Origin of the sequence: Segatella copri (genome assembly GCF_019249795.2) — a bacterium.
In the GTDB taxonomy this organism is placed as follows: domain Bacteria; phylum Bacteroidota; class Bacteroidia; order Bacteroidales; family Bacteroidaceae; genus Prevotella; species Prevotella copri_B.
In genome coordinates, this window is the sequence record NZ_CP156891.1 from 1,797,182 (window position 1) to 1,818,049 (window position 20,868).

General features: G+C 49.4%; 12 protein-coding genes and 1 pseudogene. 3 read left to right on the forward strand and 10 right to left on the reverse strand.

The window, feature by feature from the left end; genetic code table 11:
* Nucleotides 1–24: 24 nt before the first annotated feature.
* The 6 genes and pseudogenes from KUA48_RS07670 to KUA48_RS15715 all read right to left on the reverse strand — a co-directional run.
* On the reverse strand, nt 25–1,497 hold the full coding sequence (locus KUA48_RS07670; RefSeq protein ID WP_118255043.1) for a glycoside hydrolase family 140 protein: 1,473 nt from the start codon (nt 1,495–1,497) through the stop codon (nt 25–27).
* A 43-nt stretch (nt 1,498–1,540) separates the two neighbouring features.
* A complete protein-coding gene (locus tag KUA48_RS07675; protein ID WP_118255042.1) occupies nt 1,541–4,021 on the reverse strand; it encodes a glycoside hydrolase N-terminal domain-containing protein in 2,481 nt (826 codons plus the stop codon).
* Between the two features lie 136 nt (nt 4,022–4,157).
* Nucleotides 4,158–5,492 (reverse strand): acetylxylan esterase, encoded by a 1,335-nt coding sequence (locus tag KUA48_RS07680; protein WP_153080225.1) that lies wholly within the window; start codon nt 5,490–5,492, stop codon nt 4,158–4,160.
* Nucleotides 5,425–7,938: a family 78 glycoside hydrolase catalytic domain gene (locus tag KUA48_RS07685; protein WP_228112279.1), complete on the reverse strand. Its 2,514-nt coding sequence runs from the start codon at nt 7,936–7,938 to the stop codon at nt 5,425–5,427. Before KUA48_RS07685 ends, KUA48_RS07680 begins: the two co-directional genes overlap by 68 nt.
* Before the next feature lie 18 nt (nt 7,939–7,956).
* The gene (locus tag KUA48_RS07690) at nt 7,957–11,361 is read right to left on the reverse strand and encodes a glycosyl hydrolase family 65 protein (protein ID WP_218433136.1); all 3,405 of its coding nucleotides are present in this window, start codon (nt 11,359–11,361) and stop codon (nt 7,957–7,959) included.
* Nucleotides 11,344–12,285, reverse strand: a pseudogene (locus tag KUA48_RS15715) (glycoside hydrolase family 43 protein); the annotation flags it as partial. The pseudogene KUA48_RS15715 and the gene KUA48_RS07690, both read right to left, overlap by 18 nt.
* 128 nt (nt 12,286–12,413) lie before the next feature.
* Here KUA48_RS15715 and recG point away from each other — a divergent pair.
* The 3 genes from recG to KUA48_RS07705 all read left to right on the forward strand — a co-directional run bounded on the left by recG (nt 12,414) and on the right by KUA48_RS07705 (nt 16,171).
* The gene (recG, locus tag KUA48_RS07695) at nt 12,414–14,510 is read left to right on the forward strand and encodes an ATP-dependent DNA helicase RecG (RefSeq protein ID WP_218433116.1); all 2,097 of its coding nucleotides are present in this window, start codon (nt 12,414–12,416) and stop codon (nt 14,508–14,510) included.
* 154 nt (nt 14,511–14,664) lie between these two features.
* Entirely contained in the window at nt 14,665–14,985 is a 321-nt protein-coding gene (locus KUA48_RS07700; protein ID WP_118080288.1) for a hypothetical protein, read from the forward strand.
* 235 nt (nt 14,986–15,220) lie between these two features.
* Nucleotides 15,221–16,171 carry a M23 family metallopeptidase gene (locus KUA48_RS07705; RefSeq protein WP_022121306.1) on the forward strand — a complete coding sequence of 317 codons (951 nt, stop codon included), beginning with the start codon at nt 15,221–15,223 and terminating at the stop codon, nt 16,169–16,171.
* Between the two features lie 94 nt (nt 16,172–16,265).
* Here the strand turns inward: KUA48_RS07705 and rseP are convergent, their stop codons facing one another.
* The 4 genes from rseP to murA all read right to left on the reverse strand — a co-directional run bounded on the left by rseP (nt 16,266) and on the right by murA (nt 20,862).
* Nucleotides 16,266–17,648, reverse strand: a complete 1,383-nt coding sequence (gene rseP / locus KUA48_RS07710) for an RIP metalloprotease RseP (RefSeq protein ID WP_153087393.1) — start codon at nt 17,646–17,648, stop codon at nt 16,266–16,268.
* Between the two features lie 95 nt (nt 17,649–17,743).
* The gene (locus KUA48_RS07715) at nt 17,744–18,904 is read right to left on the reverse strand and encodes a 1-deoxy-D-xylulose-5-phosphate reductoisomerase (protein WP_153087395.1); all 1,161 of its coding nucleotides are present in this window, start codon (nt 18,902–18,904) and stop codon (nt 17,744–17,746) included.
* Nucleotides 18,905–18,991: 87 nt separating this feature from the next.
* Nucleotides 18,992–19,513, reverse strand: coding sequence for a ribosome maturation factor RimM (rimM, locus tag KUA48_RS07720; protein ID WP_117728768.1), 522 nt, complete (start codon nt 19,511–19,513; stop codon nt 18,992–18,994).
* 38 nt (nt 19,514–19,551) lie between these two features.
* Entirely contained in the window at nt 19,552–20,862 is a 1,311-nt protein-coding gene (gene murA, locus KUA48_RS07725) for a UDP-N-acetylglucosamine 1-carboxyvinyltransferase (protein WP_022121310.1), read from the reverse strand.
* Nucleotides 20,863–20,868 lie beyond the last annotated feature (6 nt).

Genomic DNA, 20,868 nt, shown 5'->3' on the forward strand with positions numbered 1-20,868 from the left:
TTCGTTCTTCACTCTTCACTTTATTTACTCATTCAAATCTCTTTTCTTACCAGCCAGACTCTGGTCTTCTATCATCTTCTGGTCTTTCTTCAGATAGTCCTTGCTGGCATCAATGGCGATGAAAACACCATCGCTGATGCCGCGGGTAGCCTTCTGAGGAGCGAAGGTGATGATCTTGTTGTCAAACTCTCCGATGTATTCCAGCTGTCCGTTGGCAGCATCCATCCACCATACGTTCTTTCTGCTGCCCGAAACCTTGCGGAGGTCGAGTTTCATCGGAACACAGTTGTAATTGTAAACCAGCAGATAATCGTTGCCTCGGGTAGCCAGCAGACGGTTATATCTTTCGCCATTCTCACCGGCAATAATGCTCTGGTCAGGCACACGCTCAAAGTATGGCAGAGAGAGCATCAGATTCTTGAGATGCTTCATCTGGTTGAATCCAGGATCGTTGAGCGCCACATACCAAGGCTTCTCGGCTCCATCACTTCCATAACTGGTAGGATAGCCCGGCTTCAACATCTGCATGATGGCATTATGACCATAGGTATGGCCGCAGGAACCGGCAAAGACACTCCAGTAGGCATAGCGGCGAACGTCATAATCCTGCCAGCGCTCCTCGTTAGGATCGTGCAAGCCCTTCGGAATATCCTCGTAGCTCGGTTCGGCATCGAGCACAGGTTTGATAGGCTTGTATGCCCAGGTAGAATCCACATACATCCAGTTGTCCTCCTCGGTATTGTCAGGGATAGGATAATCCTTATTACCCATACGCTGACCATACTTGCGATGACCACTCTGGAAGGTATGGAAATCGAGCCATTTCGCCTTGCTCCACCATTTGGCAGAAGTATATCTGCCACGAGGATGATAGGTCATGAGATGATTGTGATCGATGCTCTTGATGCTGGTAGCGAGCGACTCCCACACCTCTGGGTGGATATCACCCTGGATATCGCCACCCATCACCCAGATGATATTAGGCGAATTCTTATAGCGGTTGGCAAGGAACTTTCCGTATGCCTTAGCCTGCTGTGCATTGATATTCTCTGCCTTTACCTGAGAACCCCAGATGGTTACCATGCCGATGTAGATGCCGTTCATCTCGGCAAGTTTGATGATGTAGTCGAGATGATCCCAATAGCTGTAGACACCTGCAGGGTCTGCCTTTGACAAATCCCATCCGGCAGGGAGCGACTGCTGACCGTAGATATTAAAGGAAGGTGTGCCGTCCATCACCTGGATGAGAACGGTATTGAATCCCGCTACACGGCATTTCTGAAGATAATACTGTGCCTCGGCTCTATCCAGACGTTCCGGCAGAAGCCAGCCGGTATCACCCAACATGAAGAACGGCTGTCCGTTTTCAAACTGCAGGAATCGCTGGTTGGCAGAAACCTGTAATTTACCATTAGCCCAAGGCTTTTCGTTTTTAGCGGCAGAGGCAGCGGTAAAGATTCCGCAAGCCAGCGCCAATGTTATCATTATTTTTTTCATTTTCTAAAGGAGTTTAGATGTTAAGGAGTGAAGATCCATGTTTTTAAAACAATCGGATGGTCTCTCCCTTTCGTGTTGTGATGTCATAGGTATTTGCCTTTGGCAACACCACCTTGTTGAGTTTCACTTCTGAATGATTCTGCATCTGTGGCTGTTCGAAGGCAGAGAAGAGCGGATTCGGATTCTTGCCCTTGGCAGATTTCATACCCTTAATGCCCTTTAACCGGTTGCCTGCCGGCAGACGGAGACGGAGATTGCCACCGAGAGTAGAACGGATCTTGAGCGAGGTAATTCTGCCATTCTTCCATGCCAGTTCCTCGATGAGGAAACCACCTCTGGTGCGGAGCCCCTGTACCTTTCCTTCAGCCTTCCAGACATCAGGAAGAGCCGGCAGAATATTGACACATCCGTCATGACTCTGCATCAGCATTTCTGCGATACCGGCTGTACAGCCGAAGTTGCCATCTATCTGGAACGGTGGATGCGCATCGAAGAGATTGCGATAGGTTCCACCTTTCTTCTTGTTCAATCCGTAGGCGAGGAAGTGGTCATCCGTCAGGGTCAACTGGTTGTGAATCAGCTTGTAGGCATGATTACCATCCAGAAGGCGAGCCCAGAGACAAACCTTCCATCCCATCGACCAACCTGTACTCGGGTCGCCACGATGTATCAGCGAAGTACGGGCAGCATCGAAGAGTTCCGGTGTCTTCTCCGGTGTAATCTGATTACCTGGATAGAGGGCGTAGAGATGACTCACATGGCGATGATTATCCTGAGGATCATCCCAGTCCTTGATCCATTCCTGCAGCTGTCCCCACTTGCCAATCTGCATCGGAGCCATTTTTCCTAACACTTCCTTCAGATGAGCTGCATATCCGGCATCTTCTCCCAGAATCTCGCTCGCTCTGATGACAGAAGAGAAGAGTTCGTGGAGCAATTCATTATCCATCGTGGTGCCATAGCTCATGGCTATCTTTCCATCCTTCGAAGGATGCACATTCTCTGGACTCACAGCTGGCGAAATCACGAGCCAGCCATGCTCTGGCTCCGGTATCAGCATCTCATCGAGGAAAGTGGCTGCACCTTTCATAATCGGATAAGCCTTGCGCAGAAATTCCTTGTCGCCACTATAGAGATAATGTTGCCAGAGATGGGAGGAAACCCAGGCACCACCGGTCATCCACATGCCTGATGCTGCCTTGTCAATACCACCGGTTACTCGCCAAATATCGGTATTGTGATGCAAGATCCATCCGTTCTTGCCATACATGGTCTGAGCCGATTCCTTTCCGGTTTCGCTCACTTCACGAATCAACCGGAAGAGCGGTTCGTTGAGATCGGAGAGATTGGTCATCTCTGATGGCCAGTAGTTCATCTCCATGTTGATGTTGGTGGTATACTTGCTGTCCCATGACGGGAACATCTTATCGTTCCAGATGCCCTGCAGGTTGGCTGGCTGTGTGCCTGGCTGCGAACTGCATATCAGAAGGTATCTGCCGAAAGCATAATAGGTGGCTACGAGATAGTTGTCGTCCTGCTGGGCAAAACGGATAAGGCGTTCGTCGGTAGGCAGATTCTGATACTTATCAGCGCCCAACCAGAGCGAGTTACGATGCATCATGCTCTGGAATTTAGCCACATGCTGCGCCATCTGTTCCCTGGCATCCTTTGCCATGGCTGTATGGAGAGCCTGCTTGCTGCGCTCCACCTCATTGCCGGTGATATCCTTGTAGTTCACGAAGTTGGTGGCGATGGAGATATAGAGTACGGCTTCATCGGCATTCTTCACGCTGACCACGCCGTCGCGGCAGGTCTTCGCAGCCTCGCCGCCCTTGACCTGAGCCGCCATTCTGCCCATGAATCTCACCTTTCCCTTCAGACCTTCGTGCTTGGCAGCCACTCCTTCGAGTGTAGCTTCCTCGCCATCGGTACGGATGATGACATCATCGTGAGGGGAAGTGAAGTTGGCATTGAAGGTGATGCTATGAGGCTTATTGGCGGTAAATCTTACCATCACCACGTTATCGGCAAAAGAGGTGATGACCTCGCGCTGATAGGTGACACCGTGGGCTGTCCAACGGGTAAGACAACGGGCTGAATCCAGACTCAGTTCGCGATAATACCGGGAATAGTCATCCATCCCGGGAGCCGAAATATAGACATCACCGAAAGGTTCGTAAGGCATTCCAAAGTTGGTATTCGACATGATCTTCTCGGTACACATATCCTGTGCCTTGCGGTATTCACCCTGCCAAATGAGGTTCTGTACGACAGGAAGAGCTGCCTTGGCATGAGGGTTCGCATTCTTGTTAGGCTGTCCTGCCCAGATGGTTTCCTCGTTCAACTGCAGGCGTTCGGTGGCTGGGATACCATATACCATGGCGCCCAACCGTCCATTGCCCAGAGGCAAGGCATCGGTCCAGACCAATGCTGGCTTGTCGTACCAGAGCTTATACGCTTGTGCTGTAGCCTGCAAAGAGAGGCAAGCCAGACAGCATATTGTGATGGTTCTTAAGATTTTCATTTGTTTTTGTTTAATCGATTAAAGTACTATTTATTTATAGACGCAAATGAGCCGCCTTTGTCGTCAGAAAAGACGAAAAAGACCTCACATCATTTATAAAAACGGCGTGAGGTTTGATTTATTATCTTCTGTCTGATTATCTGATGACTGATTGCAAAACTTCCGGTTTTTCAACCTTCACTTTACTTTCATCCAACTTGCTGCGATCCAAACCGAAGACACGGATGAAGAAATCGTAGTTTGCCTGGCGCTTGTTGACACCATAATCGTGACGCTCCTGAGGCAGATGCACATTGGTTACCTGTTCCTTGGCACCATACATTATATATATATACTGCAGATACGGATATTCGAGGGTTGGAACAGAGAATGTCCAATCGCCACCATCGCTCACTACCAACAATGGCTTAGGTGCAAAGAAAGCCATCAACTCGGCATTACACGTACCATGTCCCGCCAACTGAATAGGTTTGCCACTCTCGCAAGGACAACCGCCATCAAAATGAGAAGCAAGATTCACCGTTGGCGCTGCTGCCGTGATACGGTCGTCGAGTACCGTCAGCAGGACAGTATGCGTACCGCCACCGCTGCCACCATTCGCTCCGATGCGCGTCTTATCCACATCCTTGCGATGGTTCCACATATAATCGAGCAATACCTCTGCATTCAGAGCCTGAATCACATGGGCACGGTCGGTCTGATGCGAATTCTTGCCATATTCCGTTTTACTCTGTCCCCAACCATACAGGTCGAAATCTACACAGATAGCACCCATCCTTGCCAAGGTTCCGAGGCGCTGCTGCTCATCGGCACGGTATCTGCCACCTCCGAAATGACCATCAGGACAGATAATCAACGGATGCTTGCCCTTCTTGATTGGCGTATAGATGGAACCGAAGACATGCTCACCTGGCAGGGTTTCGATGCAGATATTCTGAACCGTATAACCGTCATACCGGCGCACCTTTCCCAAAATCGGCTTCTTATGAACCAGCGAATCCATATAGCGGTCGATGCCCAGGATGCGGCGCACCTCCTTTCGTACCGAGTCCTTGCGTGCTTCAAACTGTTCCCGGTTCTGGTAAAGCGTCTTGAGATAAGCAAGCATCTGCTCACCCTCTTCGGTATGGCGTCGGGGATATTCATAAGGTTTGATCTTATAGACATTACCATTCTGCTTCCACCAGTTGAAGTCGAAATACTTGCAGATATTCGTCAGGGTTTCCTCCAACGAATAGGGTTTGATGCGGAAGTCGGCATAAGGCAACTGCCTACCAACGGTATCCACATTATATTTAAAGCGGACACCCCAACGCTGCGATACGTCCTGCATCACATCGTGAAGACTACGGGTAAAATGGCCCTGATAACAGTTCTGAGCATCAGCCTTTGGCTGGTTACCGCTATTTTGCGCACTTGCCGACAAAGACATGCTTGCCGCGATAAGTGCCATCATCATGTTCTGTTTCATCATAATCTATCTTGATTTCATATTCTACATCCTTATCGGTATCTACCGTTACCTCTATTTTATCATCAGCCAATTTCTTCCAAGCCACGGCAACCTGCTTGCCATTGCTGAGTTGGGTACTTCCCTTAGCCCAGGTCAGGTCGCCCATCGGATGAGGAGCGATGATGACTCTGCCCTGCTCTATCCGGATGCCTACAATATCCGGCAGGAAATGGTTGTTGATTTGCGCCATCATGAAATGGTTCATCGAAGCACCCATCTCCGGATTCCACTGTTCGGTAAGCGTGGTCATTCCCTTCTTGATCTGGAATCCGTAGCCCGGCACATCATCATGCGCCAGCATCTTGTACCAGAGATCGGCATATCCGTTTTCCAGCAATGCCTGAAAAAGGTAGCGATTGCCCACATCACCGGTTGTCAGGCGGTCGTGATGCGCATGAATATCATCTATCAGATGCTGGAGGACCTGCTTGCGATACTGGGACGGAACCATGCCCAGCACCAACGGAATGGCATTGGATGCCTGACTTCCCGAATCGTAATATATCTTTTCTACTGCATCCTTTACGACAGCATCCGAAGAAGATTTCTCAGAAGATGCAGCCTTCTCAACATGCAGGAATTCCTTTTGGAAAGCCTGCAGGATTTCAGAAGCCAGGATGGCATAGCGGTTGGCTTCGGCTGTCTTTCCACTCATTGCTGCAGCCTTCTGTGTCAGTTTCACCCACTGATAATAATGGGCTGTAGCTACCAGCGGCATCGGGGTATTCTGAGAGAAGCCCGAACGGCCTTTTCCGTAATCATACCAGTCACCCAAGCCTTGTTTCAGTATCCGGCAACTGTCCTTGCTCTGGAGATAATCCACATAGCGGAACATCTGCGGTGCATATTTTTTCACCATCCGGTCGTCACCGTAATGCTGCAGATAGAGGAACGGAAGCGCTACCAAGGCTCCACCCCATTCAGGTGATTCGGCAAACGGATCAAGCCACTTGCCCTTGAAATAGATATACTCTGGGGCAGTGGTAGGAACGGCTCCGTTGGCATGCTGGGCATCAGCGATATTCTGCAACGTCTGCTCTATCATCGAACGACAGTCGTAGTTGTATACCAATCCCTCGCCATTGAGCCAATCCTGCTCCAGCCAACCGAGTTTTTCACGATGCGGACAGTCAGTCCATACTGCCTGCCAATTGCTTCGGATGGCACGGTCGATAATCTGATAAGCCCGGTTGAACATCGGATTGGAGCACTCGAAACTACCAATCTTCGCTGCAGAATTATAAACGAAGCACGACTGGATATCCTCTATCACCGGCTTGCCATCAGGATTCTCATCGCCCTTCATCACGGCACCTTCTACCTGGATATAGCGATAACCATAATAAGTGAAATGCGGATGCCAGGTCTCGATGCGCTTGCCGTCAGAAGCCTTCTCGCCCTTTCCGCTGAGCGTATAATTAAGATAATAAGGACTGCCCGACTGTTTCTGGTTGCAGGTTCCCTGTGCGGTCAGGGTTTCAGAGAGATAGAGTCGCACCTGCTGTCCTGCCTTTCCACTAACCTTGATTTGTGGGAAACCGGCAAGATTCTGTCCCATATCCAGCACAAAGGTTCCTGCCGGAATAGGATGTTTGGCATTGGAAGCCTTGGCAATTTGCTGAGGAGTGAGCTGATGACGGCTCTTCACACCGAAGTATTCCATCATCTTCACGGGCTGGGCTATCTGCTGGCGCAGAACGCCACGAGGTCCTTTCTGTATCACTACCGGTTTCCAGGAAGACGTGATGCGGGCATCCTCGTCTTCGCCACCATAGATACTGTTGAAGGTGATGCTGCTAGGCGAATATTTCCACGAGTTATCGCTGACGATGCAGACGGTTCTGCCATTCTTCAGTTCGATTTCGAGCGAACAGTAGAGCGTAGGAGGACCATAGGAAACCTTCATCTTGGTGTATCTTCCACCCTGCTCATTATAGAATCCGTTCCCCAGCAATACCGAAAGTTGGTTCTTGCCTTTCTTCAACAACGCAGTCACATCGTAAGTATTGTAAAAGACGGTCTTGTCGTAATCGCTCCACAGAGGGGCGAAAACGGCATCCGTCACCTTCTGCCGGTTGATGCTGAGTTCATAGAAACCCAGTCCCACAATCTTCATCGTTGCCTTGCGGACATCAGCCGGAAGTTTCATTTCTTTCTTCAGCCAGATGCTTTGTCTTGACAATGGAGCCGTAGCCTTCCAGTCTGGTTTTCCCTTGGCATTCACCGTTCCTGTTCCTACATAATCGCGGTTACTCGGAATGTGCGCATCCTCATCGGTTATCGCACCAATCCATTGTGGCAGAGGCGATTCATCGTCCGTCTTAAAAGCAACAGACTTTTGAGCATGAATCTGTATCATGCCCAAAAGTCCTATCAATATCAATAAATATTTTCTCTGTTTCATATCGTATTTTATTCTACATTATTTGAATGCATCCTTCACTACGAGTTTGCCGAGCGTATCACGCTGCCCCGCCAACTTGCCATCTACCCATACCTGCAGACCCTTGCCCACATGATAGCGGGAGCCATCCTGGTCGTAGAGGATGGTGAGGTCGTGACCATGATAACGCACCTTGTCAAGACAGAAGTACTGCCATTTGCCGGCTGGGATGATAGGACGCACCTCGATGGTCTGATCGGCACGAGGACGAAGACCCACGATGCCGGTGATGATGAGATCGCAGAAGGTAGAATGATTGTAATATCTGCTGCGCTCCTGATCGCCCTTCAACCAGTAACCAGTGGTTTCATCAAGATACTCACCGATGTAAGGTTTGCCACGCATGCTCTGACTCTGTACATACTTCTCCATCTCATTGAAATAAAGGCTGTCCATATCGAGACTACCCTTAGCAGAAGCTGCGAGGGCAGACGGCTTCACCTGATAATTGTTGATGAAATTCGCCATCGCTGTCAGGGTCTGGGCGGTAGCGAAAGGCCAGATGGCACCATCCCACTCACACTTTCCTACGCCATGAGAGCGGAACTGAGGATGGCGGCGCTCTGCGGTGGTCTGTCCGTAAGGAGCAGAAAAGCCCTTGCTGTCGGCAGCCTGCTTCCATGCCTCAGCAAACTTAGCTTCATCGGCAGGAAGATTGAAATACCAAGGCAGGAAACCGATTGCCTCACGCACCTTTGCCGATACCGCAGCATCGCCACTAGGCTGGTAACTTCTCTTCTTGGCTACCTCCTTTGCCTCACCGGCATTCGGCTTATACACCTCGAAGAACTGCTGGTCGGCATCCCAGAGCTGGGTTTCTACCAGATGCTTCAGGGTATCAGCCTTAGCCTCATACTTCCTTGCCAGATCCTGATAGCCGATGATTTTTGCCATCTGCGCGATGCCCATCGCATTTCCATACATATAACTGTTAATGCTAGGACGGGCATTCTTTTCTCTTCTGCCGCCACTGATGGTCTCTTCCATCGCATCACGCACATCATACTGCCAGTAGAGTCCGTTACCCCAGCGGTGATTATCCCACAGCTGATACTCCTTGTCCAGATCGTTCACCAACGACTTAAACTCCTTCTGGTTGCCGTCTACGAGATAGCGCTCCCAGATTGAAGCAGGCATCCAACTGCTATAGAAATTAATCTTAGCCATCGGCTTGCCACCATTGCCATGATACCAGGTATTCAGGATGCCGTCGAGATACTTGCCATCGCGGATCCAACGACTCTCGTGGATATGATGACCCACTCCAGAGGCGATGAGATTGTACTTGTCGGCATAGCTGCGAGGCACGAGAAACTCGGTCATCGCATAGCCTACAGGTGTATTTTCGATATGCTTGCGGAGCGTCCACCAGCGGAAATAATACATCTCCTCGAAGTTACGCTGCGAACAGTCGAAGAGGGGCACATTCTGCTTCATCCAGTCCCATGCCTGCGCATTCGGAATGGCTGAAGTATGGAGAACCTCCGGCTCCATCGCATTGAAATCGTCTACATAATGCTTGTAATCTGCGGTCTTAAGTACTGCAGAACCGGCATCAGCACCCAGACTCTCGGTCTTGACATGGGCGATGCGGTAGAGGGTGGTGGTATCGGTGTCACCGGCATGTTCCAAGGTTCCAAACCAGTCGGCAGGAGTGTCGATGGTCGGGAAGGTACGGAGGTCGCCGGTACGGAAACGGATGCGCTCTATCTGATGCACCGGTGCAAAGAAGATGCGCCTGGTGCTCTTGCTCTGCAAAGTCTTGCCCTCTGCATCGAGGATACTCACGGTGAGGTTGAGCTGGCGGTGCTGGGTATCCAATGTTGCCTCAAAACGATAGGTCTGGTCTGCCTGATAAGGCATCACATTGCCATATCTCGCTCCGTTCTTCACACGGATCATTCCTTCTTTGTTCAGTTCGATGCGGGTGCAAGCGATGCCCTTCTCATCGAGGAATTCAATCTGCAGGGAACCGTTACGGGTCTGAGCTGCCTGCACATCGAAGGATGCCTTCAGATAGGAAGAAGAAGGAATCTTGCGCTCTACACAGGCATAGTCAAACGGATCTTCATCTTTCAGTTCGAGCCACTCCTGACGGAGCGAAACCGGTGCCATCAGCGGAGAATAGATATTCCAAGTCTTGAGATCGCCGAGTTTCTGATATTGGGCGAAATCATCATCGGCATGGGCAGTAGCCACGGTCTTGACCGGAACGGGTACATGCGCCACCCAGATATCTTCCTTGTTCATGGAATAGCTCACCCACATATCGGAATCCTTAGGAATGCCATTGCCTTCCTGAATGCCACGGACATACTGCGGACCGCGACTCTTATAGTTGCCACCGTATCTCATCGGTGGTACTTCGCCACAAATCAGATTCAGTGTCTTGTATTCCAGACCGTCACCACTCAGCGAGATGCCCAGCGGCCAGCGGTATTCTGAAGGGTTGTAGACGGTGGCATAGCTGCCGTCGGTCAACCGCTGTCCCCAAATCTTGGCATTGCTGTTGACGAATCCCAGGGCACGGTTGGTCGTGGTATAGGTATTACCACCATCCAGACTCAATGAGGTGAGGGCGTGCTTCCACAGACTGACTATTCTGCCATCCGGCAGGGTATAGTCGCAATAAGCCTTATAGCCGTTGTTGAGCGGTATCAGTTTGTCGCCCCTATCAGCCTCTTCCACCCATTGCATGCGGTAACGTGGGTTGGCAAGGATTTCCTCGCAAGCCGCTCTTACCGCCTTGGATGCTTTCTTATAATTAGGATAAGCAGTATTCTTCTCATTGAATCCATGATTGTAATAGATGAAATAGATAGGTCCGAGCGAACCGTCTTTCTTCACCTCTCTCACCACACGGCCGATGCCGTTGCCATCGTTCGGGTCGTCCTTTCTGTCCAAAGCCACACCATAGTTTCCGGTAGCCAGGAGGATGCCACCCTTAGATACATACCAGCCCACACGCTGGTGCATGATAGCCTTCAATGGTTTCTGCTTGTAGACATCAGGATATTGCAGTTCCGGTTTCGGCTGGTATTTCGCCTTCTTGAAACCGGCTGGCACATCATATTCAGGGAAGAGAATCTGTGGCTGGCTCCAATTGTATCCGTCCTCAGAAACCTGCATCAGGGTTCTCGATGGGGGTACATGCTCCTCGGCAGGATCGCTCAGGAAATGCATGTAGAACTTGCCGTTCCAATACGCCATCATCGGCTGATGGTTATAGGTCCAGCCTCCACCATTTGCCTGGGAAGGATGCTCGCGGTTGGCACGGAGCGTCTGGATATTGTGAACTCCTACCACTGGCGACAAAGCTCCATCATGACGCGACGGATCTGCCATCGTGGTTCCGGTATAGTGGATGCGGTCCTGTTCCAGCATGGCCTTCACGATGCGTTCCGGAGCACGGAAGATGGTGCCGTGCTTGTGGTTCTTCGGCACACTCACCTGCTGGCTCACATCGGTGAAATGAACGAAATCCTTGGTAAAATGAGCGCCGAAATCGAAGAGGCGGTAACGGTCGTAATAAATGAGATAACCATTGCCCAGCGGACTGTTCTTAGGCAGTTTGACGGTGGTTGGTCCTTCCATGAAATTGCCGGTGAATGGTTCTGAAGCCTTGCTCCACGGTCCCATCGGGTTCTTGGCAAAAGCCACCTTGATATTGCGGGCATTGCGGGTATTATCCTTCAATACCATCACATAATCGTTCTTACCACGCTTCAGCAGAGTGGCATCTATGCAACTGAATCCCGGATCTATCAGGAGCTTACCCTTGGTCCATGTCTTGAAATCCTTGGTTACGGAATAGTAGAGACGGTGATTGTTCTTCTCGTCTTCGATGCCCAGGGCGAAGTGCTGGCTAGGCACACACGATGCCCATACCACCATTGCCTGCTGGCGGTCTTCATCCCAGAAGAACTCCGGTGCCCATACATTCACGGTAGTAGGATCGTCCATCACCTCGATGAATTTCGGTTCGCTCCAATGCATCAGGTCGCGACTTTCTGCATAACCGAAGCCACGGTCGCCCCGCCAGCTGCTGGTCCATACCAGATGGAACACACCGTCAGGGGTACGGATGATGGAAGGGTCGCGCATTACTTTCTGCTTGCCTACCTTAGGAGCCAGGAAGGTGCCCGGAATACTGTCCCAATGGACGGCATCCCTACTATAGATGAACCGCAAGCCGTCGGTTGCAGGCTCGTGGAAAGAGGTTGATACATAAAAATCCTGTGCCTGGACTGCAAAGCCCAAGGACAGCAACCATAAGATGATGAACAGTTTATTCTTTATCTTTATCATTGTTCTAGAGTTTGTTTCTAATGATTATATAGAATAAAGACGCAAGACGCTCCGTTTTGTAACGTCACTATTTAAAAATAAGTTAAACATTTTGGCTGTTTTGTCTGAATGTTGTACTTTTGCATAATATGAATAGTATTCTAGACCAAGACATCATGTTCCTGCCGGGGGTAGGACCCAAGAAGAAAGAGATACTGAGCAAGGAGCTCGGCATCAACTCTTATAGTGACCTGCTGGAATACTATCCATATAAATATGTAGACCGCTCCAAGGTTTTCCACATCAGCGAACTCAATGCCGACATGCCCTTTGTACAACTCAAAGGCAAGATACTCAGCTACGATGAGATTGATACCGGCAAGCGCAACAAGCTGCTGGTAGCCCATTTCTCAGACGGCTACGGTGTGGCTGACCTCATCTGGTATCGCGGTGCCCAATACATCATGAAGACCTATAAGGTGGGAACCGAATATCTCGTTTTCGGAAAGCCAACCGTCTTCAACGGCAGATTCCAGTTTACCCATCCCGATATGGACGATGCCACCAATCTCCAGATTTCAGAGATGGGCATGCAGCCCTACTACTCGCTTACCGAGAACCTGAGAAAACGCGGCTACACCTCACGTTCCATAGAGAAGATAACCAAGCAGTTGGTCACCATCCTTCCTCCTCTTCCCGAAACGCTGCCAGGCCATATCGTAGACCGTCTGCATCTGGTTTCGCGCGATGCAGCCATCCGCATGATTCATTATCCGCATTCCCATCAGGAGATGCAGAAAGCACAGGTACGCCTTAAATTTGAGGAACTCTTCTATGTGCAGCTTAATATAATAAGGTATGCCACCGACCAGCGTCGCAAGTTCAGGGGCTATGTCTTCAACCGCATCGCTGATATCTTCAACGGGTTCTATGCCCATCATCTGCCTTTTGAACTGACAGGAGCACAGAAACGGGTGATGCATGAAATCAGAGCCGATATGTGCAGCGGCAGACAGATGAACCGTCTTCTGCAGGGTGATGTAGGTTCGGGCAAGACGCTCGTGGCCCTCATGACCATGCTCATTGCGCTGGATAACGGTTATCAGGCATGTATGATGGCACCTACCGAAATTCTTGCCGAGCAGCATCTGCAAACTATCTGCGACTTTCTGCAGGGAATGGACATCCGGGTGGAACTGCTCACAGGCATCGTAAAGGGAAAGAAGAGAGAAAAGATTCTTGCCGACCTGGCTACGGGCGACATTCAGATTCTGGTAGGCACCCATGCCATCCTCGAAGACCCGGTAGTTTTCAGAAGATTAGGCGTAGCCGTTATCGATGAGCAGCATCGCTTCGGTGTAGCACAGAGAGCCAAGCTGTGGAACAAGAGCGAGAATCCGCCTCATATCCTCGTGATGACCGCCACTCCTATCCCCCGCACCCTCGCCATGACCATTTATGGTGACCTGGACGTGAGCGTGATTGATGAACTGCCACCGGGCAGAAAACCGATACAGACGCTACATAAGTTTGATACCCAACTCACCAGTCTCTATCAGAGCATCCGCCGCCAGATTAATCTCGGCAGACAGGTATATATCGTCTTTCCGCTGATCAAGGAAAGCGAGAAGAGCGACCTGAAGAACCTGGAAGAAGGTTACGAAACGCTGAAACAGGCATTCCCGGAATTCAAATTGAGTAAGATACACGGAAAGATGAAATCTGCCGAGAAGGAAGTAGAGATGGAGCAGTTTGTAAAGGGCGAAACACAGATTCTCGTTGCCACCACCGTGATAGAAGTTGGTGTAAATGTGCCCAATGCTTCGGTCATGGTTATCCTGGATGCACAGCGCTTCGGTCTCTCCCAGTTGCACCAGCTGCGAGGCCGTGTAGGAAGAGGCTGCGACCAGAGCTACTGCATTCTGGTAACCAACTATAAACTTTCAGAAGAAACCCGCAAACGTATTGATATCATGTGCGATACGAACGACGGTTTCCGTATCGCCGAGGCCGACTTGAAACTCCGTGGTCCCGGCGACCTGGAGGGAACGCAGCAGAGCGGCATGGCTTTCGACCTGAAGATAGCGAATATTGCCAGAGATGGTCAGCTGGTACAACTGGCACGCACAGAAGCACAGGAAATCATCGACAACGATCCCGAATGCAATGCTCCTCACAACGCCCTGCTCTGGAACCGCCTCAGGGAATTGAAGAAAACCCATATCAACTGGGCAGCCATCAGCTAAAGCAGCAAGCAAGAGCAGTTCCTGCTATCAGAAAGCAAGCAAAAGCAGTTCCTGTTATCAGAAAGCAAGGCTAAAAGGTGGCTTCAGCTATCAAGCAGCCTCATCCCCGTTCCAGGCGATTCCATCGCCTGTCCCAAAAGTAAAAAGTATAATTATGGATAAAAGAAGAAAGCCGGCTATCAGGGAGCCGCGACCAGAAATAACCCTGGAAGAAATGAGAGCCATTCTCGAAAACATTACGGAAATAGAAAGTGCAACAGGCATCAGATATGTCAAACTGCATGTCACAGCAAAGATGATTATCGGTATCAGAGAGTCATCGGGTAAGGAATTTACCATCAATCTCAACGACCTCTACCGCGCTTATCAGGAATGCCTCCGATTCACCAGTCCGGAGGTAAAAAAGTATATTTTCATGGGGCATTCTCCTGCCGTGGCTCTGTTGAGAATGCTACAAAAGCATGAAACGTACTAAAAGTCAACTCCTTGCATCTCATTTTCCTAATGTAAGTTAAAAAAAAGGCTAGGGCGTTAAATATCGCCCTTTTGGCTTTAACAACTTTGGTTTTTTGAAGTTTTTTTGTTATATTTGCAACGTCTATATAACAAAACCGCTACATGAAGGCATTTGCCTTAGTGGTTTTTACAGAATTTCTTGTATGATTCTGCGCTGTTGACACGAACCTAAAGAAGAAAATAGAAAAAGTAGTATGAGTTTTAAAAAGAGTATAAAGAAAATTTCGGTCGTTGCATTGTTGGCGCTAACAGCTTCTCCCGTTTGCGGACAAGACCTGTTGGCAAGACAGGCACCTGTAGACCACAGAATGAAATCGCTCGACACACTCGCTGTGTCGCATTATCGAATGATTGAAGACAGAGAGAACCCTGCAGCCGAGCTGTATGAGGATTTCTCTAACAAGTACGCTCACAGGGCTACAACCTTGCCTGAGCACTTCCGTATCGATCTCCGTCATTTCTGCATGCCAACTCCTAGTCGCGTTGTCACAAGTAACTTCGGTTACCGTGCTAGCTTTGGCCGCCAACATAAAGGTATGGACATCAAGGTTTATATTGGCGACTCAATCCGCTCAGCCTTTTCAGGCAGAGTTCGCATCGTAAGATATGAAGGTGGTGGTTACGGTAAGTACATCGTGATTCGTCACAACAATGGTTTGGAGACCATCTATGGTCACCTCTCTAAGCAGCTCGTTACTGAGGGCGAAGAGGTAAGAGCCGGCGATGTGATTGGCTTGGGTGGTAATACGGGTAGAAGTACCGGTTCGCATCTCCACTTTGAGACCCGTCTCTGTGGTGTGGCTCTGAACCCGGCACTCTTCTTCGACTTCCGCAACCAGGACGTTACAGGTGACTTCTACAGCTTTAACCGTAATACCTACGAAAGCGAATCAGCTGATGCCAATGCTGCCCGCGGCAAGGTTGGCAACGGTGGTTACACCAGAGAGCAGGTTAACGGCGGCGAAGTGGGAAGATACTACGAACTGCCTGCTGGCCACGAGAAGCTCTACCACAAGGTGAAGCCAGGCGAAACGCTTAGTTCTATCGCTGAAAAGCGTGGCGTATCTGTAGAGCAGATCTGCAGACTCAACGGCTACCGCAAAGACAAGAAGGTTAGTGTAGGACAGATTATCAGATACGTATAATACGTATAAAAGAATAAACTCAAAAAAAAGAGGGTGTGTCATAAATTAATGACCACCCTCTTTTTTTGACCTTTATTTTCGCGATTCCCCGGCATTACAAGATGCCGAAGAGTCGCAATACATCGTTCAGGTTGGCAACGACAAGCAGAAGAATCAAAATGCCGAAACCAATATACTCAGCACGCTCCATGAACTTATCGCCCGGTTTGCGACCTGTGATAATCTCATAGAGAAGGAAGAACACATGTCCACCATCAAGAGCAGGGATAGGAAGAATGTTCATGAAGGCAAGAATAATGCTCAGGAACGCTGTCATAAGCCAGAATGCATGCCAATCCCATACAGATGGGAAGAGACTGCCCAGCGCACCGAAACCACCCAGACTCTTGGCGCCTTCCTTAGAGAAGACATACTTCATATCGCCCACATAACCGGCCAAGACATTCCAGCCGTATTTGATGCCGGCAGGGAAACTCTCGAAGAAGCCATAGTTGACATGAGTAATCTTATAATCGAGCAAGACAGGATGATTGTAGAAACCAAACTTCACACCCTCTTCGGTAGATTTCAGGAGAACACTCGACTTGACGGTATCGCCAGAAGCCTTGAGATAAGTAACCTGAGCTGTAAGTGCTCTGGCACTATCCTGCGGCGTTTCAGCCGAAGCAAGCACATCCTCTACTCTGCCCAATTCAATCTGAAATTCGTTGAAAGAGACTACCTTTTTATTATTAATAGCAAGAATCTTATCACCCTTTGCCAAACCGAGTTTGCTGGCAGGCGAATCCTTCATCACACTATCAATCTGCAGAGGCACATACAAATCTACGAAGCGAGGACTGCTCTTAATCATATCGAGCATGTTGAGATCACCAGGCAGATTAAGCGTCATCGGTTTGCCCTGACGGATGATATTGACCTGCTTAGCCTCAGAGAGATTACGATACAGATCGCCATCAAAGGTCTTGAACTCACCCAGATCGGTGCTTACCAGAATATCCTTATCCTGGAAGCCCAATGCCTTTGCCTCGGTATTGAACTTCATACCATAACTCATATCGCGGGTAGCCACATAATTGTCGCCCCAATGGAACAGAATCATGGAATAGATGAAGAGAGCCAGCACGAAGTTAACCAGCACGCCACCTATCATGATGAGCAGGCGCTGCCATGCCGGTTTGCTGCGAAACTCGTATGGCTGTTCCGGCTGTTTCATCTGTTCGGTATCGAAACTTTCATCTATCATACCCGAAATCTTACAATATCCTCCGAGCGGCAACCATCCCAAACCATAGGTAGTATCCGAATTCTTTGGCTTGAACTCGAAGAGATGGAACCAAGGGTCGAAGAACAGATAGAACTTCTCCACTCTTACACCAAAGAGTTTGGAGAAGAAGAAGTGTCCGCCCTCATGGAGCAACACTAAGATGGAAAGCGACAGCATCAGCTGCAACGCTTTGATCAAAAATACTTCCATTTATTTACTTTGAACTTTGAACTTGGAACTTTGAACTTTATGATGAGTCCTATATCCTACGTTCATTTTAACTATTAACTATAAACTATTAACTATTACTTGAACATCAGCTCTGTAGCTATGCGGCGAGCCTCAGCATCGGTCTGCAGATAGACATCGAGGTCGGGATTACTGTCGAAAGTAGCCTTCGCCATCGTCTCTTCGATGATATCAGCCATCTGAAGGAAGCCACATTCACCTTTGCGGAAGCCGGCATTCACTATCTCGTTGGCTGCATTCACGATACATGACATATTACCACCCTTTCTGATGGCATCGAAAGCCAGTTGCAGACACTTGAACTTCTGATAGTCAGGCTTGAAGAACTGCAAATCCTGCGTTTTGAAGAGGTCGAGACGATCGCCATTCAGATGCAGACGCTGAGGGAAAGAGAAGGCATACTGGATAGGCAGACGCATATCTGGCACACCCAACTGAGCCTTGACAGCACCATCAACAAACTGAACGGCACTATGCACAACGCTCTGCGGATGGATAAGCACCTCTATCTTGTCAGCCGGAACCCCGAAGAGCCATTTAGCTTCTGTCACCTCGAAGCCCTTGTTCATGAGCGAAGCCGAATCGATGGTTATCTTGGCGCCCATATCCCAGGTAGGATGCTTGAGGGCATCGGCAGCAGTCACCTTCTCCAACTGCTCGTGGGTATAATTGCGGAAAGGACCGCCCGAACAAGTCAGAAGAATCTTCTCCACCTCGTTGTCGCCCTCACCCACCAGACTCTGGAAGATGGCACTATGCTCGCTGTCAACAGGGAGGATAGGCACATGATATTCCTGTGCAAGATTGCAGATCAGCTCACCCGCTACCACCAGCGTTTCCTTGTTGGCAAGACATATCTTCTTGCGCGCCTTGATGGCATGGATGGTTGGTTCCAGGCCCGAGAAGCCTACCATGGAAGCCAGCACCATATCGATAGGCTCAGCCTGTACGATATCGCAAAGCGCCTGAGCACCGGCATAAACCTTGATATCAGGCTCATCACTGAGCATATCTTTCAGTTCCTCGTAGCGAGCCTCATTGGCTATGACCACAGCAGCCGGATGGAACTTGCGAGCCTGCTCGGCAAGTTCCTGCACTCGGTTGTTGGCGGTGAGGCAATATACCTCGTAAAGGTCACTGTGCTGCTCGATGACATCAAGCGCCTGTGTACCGATACTTCCCGTAGAACCGAGAATACATATCTGTTGTTTCTTCATTTACTTTGAAATTATTAACTTTGAACTTAGAACTTTATGATTAGTAAAGCAAATGAATTCTTCACTCTTCGTTCTTCACTCTTCACTTTATAAGTCGAGCAATCCTTCCGGAATCGCCATTCTGATTTCTTTCTTTTCAGCGCTCACCTCTTCGATGAGGTCGTTACTGGCAGGGATGAGGATTTCATCACCTGCATCGGTTGTTACCTCGAAAAGAAGGTTGAGGGTGGAATCGTCTACATGTTCTATGGTACCTACCACCTTGCCGCTTACGGCATCTACCAGATGGAAACCGATGATTTCTGCCCAGCTCATGTTCTCTTCATCACTGTCAGAGAGATGACGTGGGAAGAAAACCTCGCAACCGGTATAGTTGCGTGCCTGCTCTTGGGTATCGATATCCTCAAACTTCACGAGCACATTCTCATCGTTCTTAAACCGATATTCCTCTAAATAGAAAGGCACGAGGATGCCATCGATGTCGAGTACCAGGTACTCGGCATCTACACGGTCGAAAACATCATCTGTAATGGCGAAAGTAATCTCGCCCTTCACACCATGAGGTTTTCCCAACTTGCCTATCTTATATACTTCATCGCGTCTAATCATTCAACATTCAACATTTAACATTTAACATTTAACATTGATTAATCACTGACACGGGTTATCTTGGCACCCAGCGCATTAAGGCGATGCTCGATATCCTCATAACCACGGTCTATCTGGGCGATATTGGCAATGCGGCTGGTACCATTGGCACTCATGGCAGCAATCAGCAGGGCAATACCGGCACGGATATCAGGACTGGTCATTCTGCCAGCACGCAGTTTGATCTTATGGTCATGACCAACCACCACAGCACGGTGAGGATCACAGAGAATAATCTGCGCACCCATATCAATCAGTTTATCCACGAAGAAGAGGCGACTCTCGAACATCTTCTGATGGAAGAGAACGCTGCCACGAGCCTGGGTAGCCACTACGAGGAGCACGGAAAGAAGGTCAGGAGTGAGTCCTGGCCAAGGGGCATCGGCAAGCGTCATGATGGTGCCGTCAATAAATGAATCGATGACATAATGTTTCTGTTCTGGAATCACAAGGTCATCGTCCTCTATCTTTATCTTCACACCGAGGCGGCGGAATGCATCAGGAATAATACCCAAATCCTTGACAGACACATTCTTGATGCGCACACCTTCGCCACACATTGCCGCCATGCCGATGAACGAACCTACCTCAATCATATCAGGCAAGATGCGATGCTCGGCACCATGCAGTTTATCAACACCCACGATGGTGAGCAGGTTGCTGGCGATGCCGCTGATCTGAGCGCCCATCGCATTGAGCAGATGGCAAAGCTGCTGGATATATGGTTCGCAAGCTGCATTATAAATGGTGGTAGTGCCCTTTGCCAATACAGATGCCATGATGATATTGGCGGTACCGGTAACCGAAGCCTCATCGAGCAACATATAGCAGCCCTTCAGTTTCTTTGCCTGTATCTGATAAACATTACGCTCATCATCGTGAACGAAGTTGGCGCCCAGATACTTGAAGCCCAGGAAGTGGGTATCCAGACGGCGACGACCTATCTTATCGCCACCCGGCTGAGCTATGGTAGCCTTGCCACATCTACCGAGCAGCGGACCTATCATGAGCACACTACCACGAAGAGAAGAACATTTCTTCACAAACTCCAGACTGTCGAGATAATCGAGTTTCAACTCATCACTTTGGAATGTATAGTCGTGACGACTGTGCTTGGTTACCTTGACACCTATCTCCTGGAGCAACTTAATCAGGTTGTTCACATCCAGGATGTCCGGCACGTTGGTGATGCGCACAGGCTCGTCGGTAAGGATTGTGGTACAGATAACCTGCAGGGCCTCGTTCTTGGCGCCCTGAGGTGTGATAGTACCTTTGAGCGGATGACCGCCCTCTATGATGAAAGACTCCATAAGCTT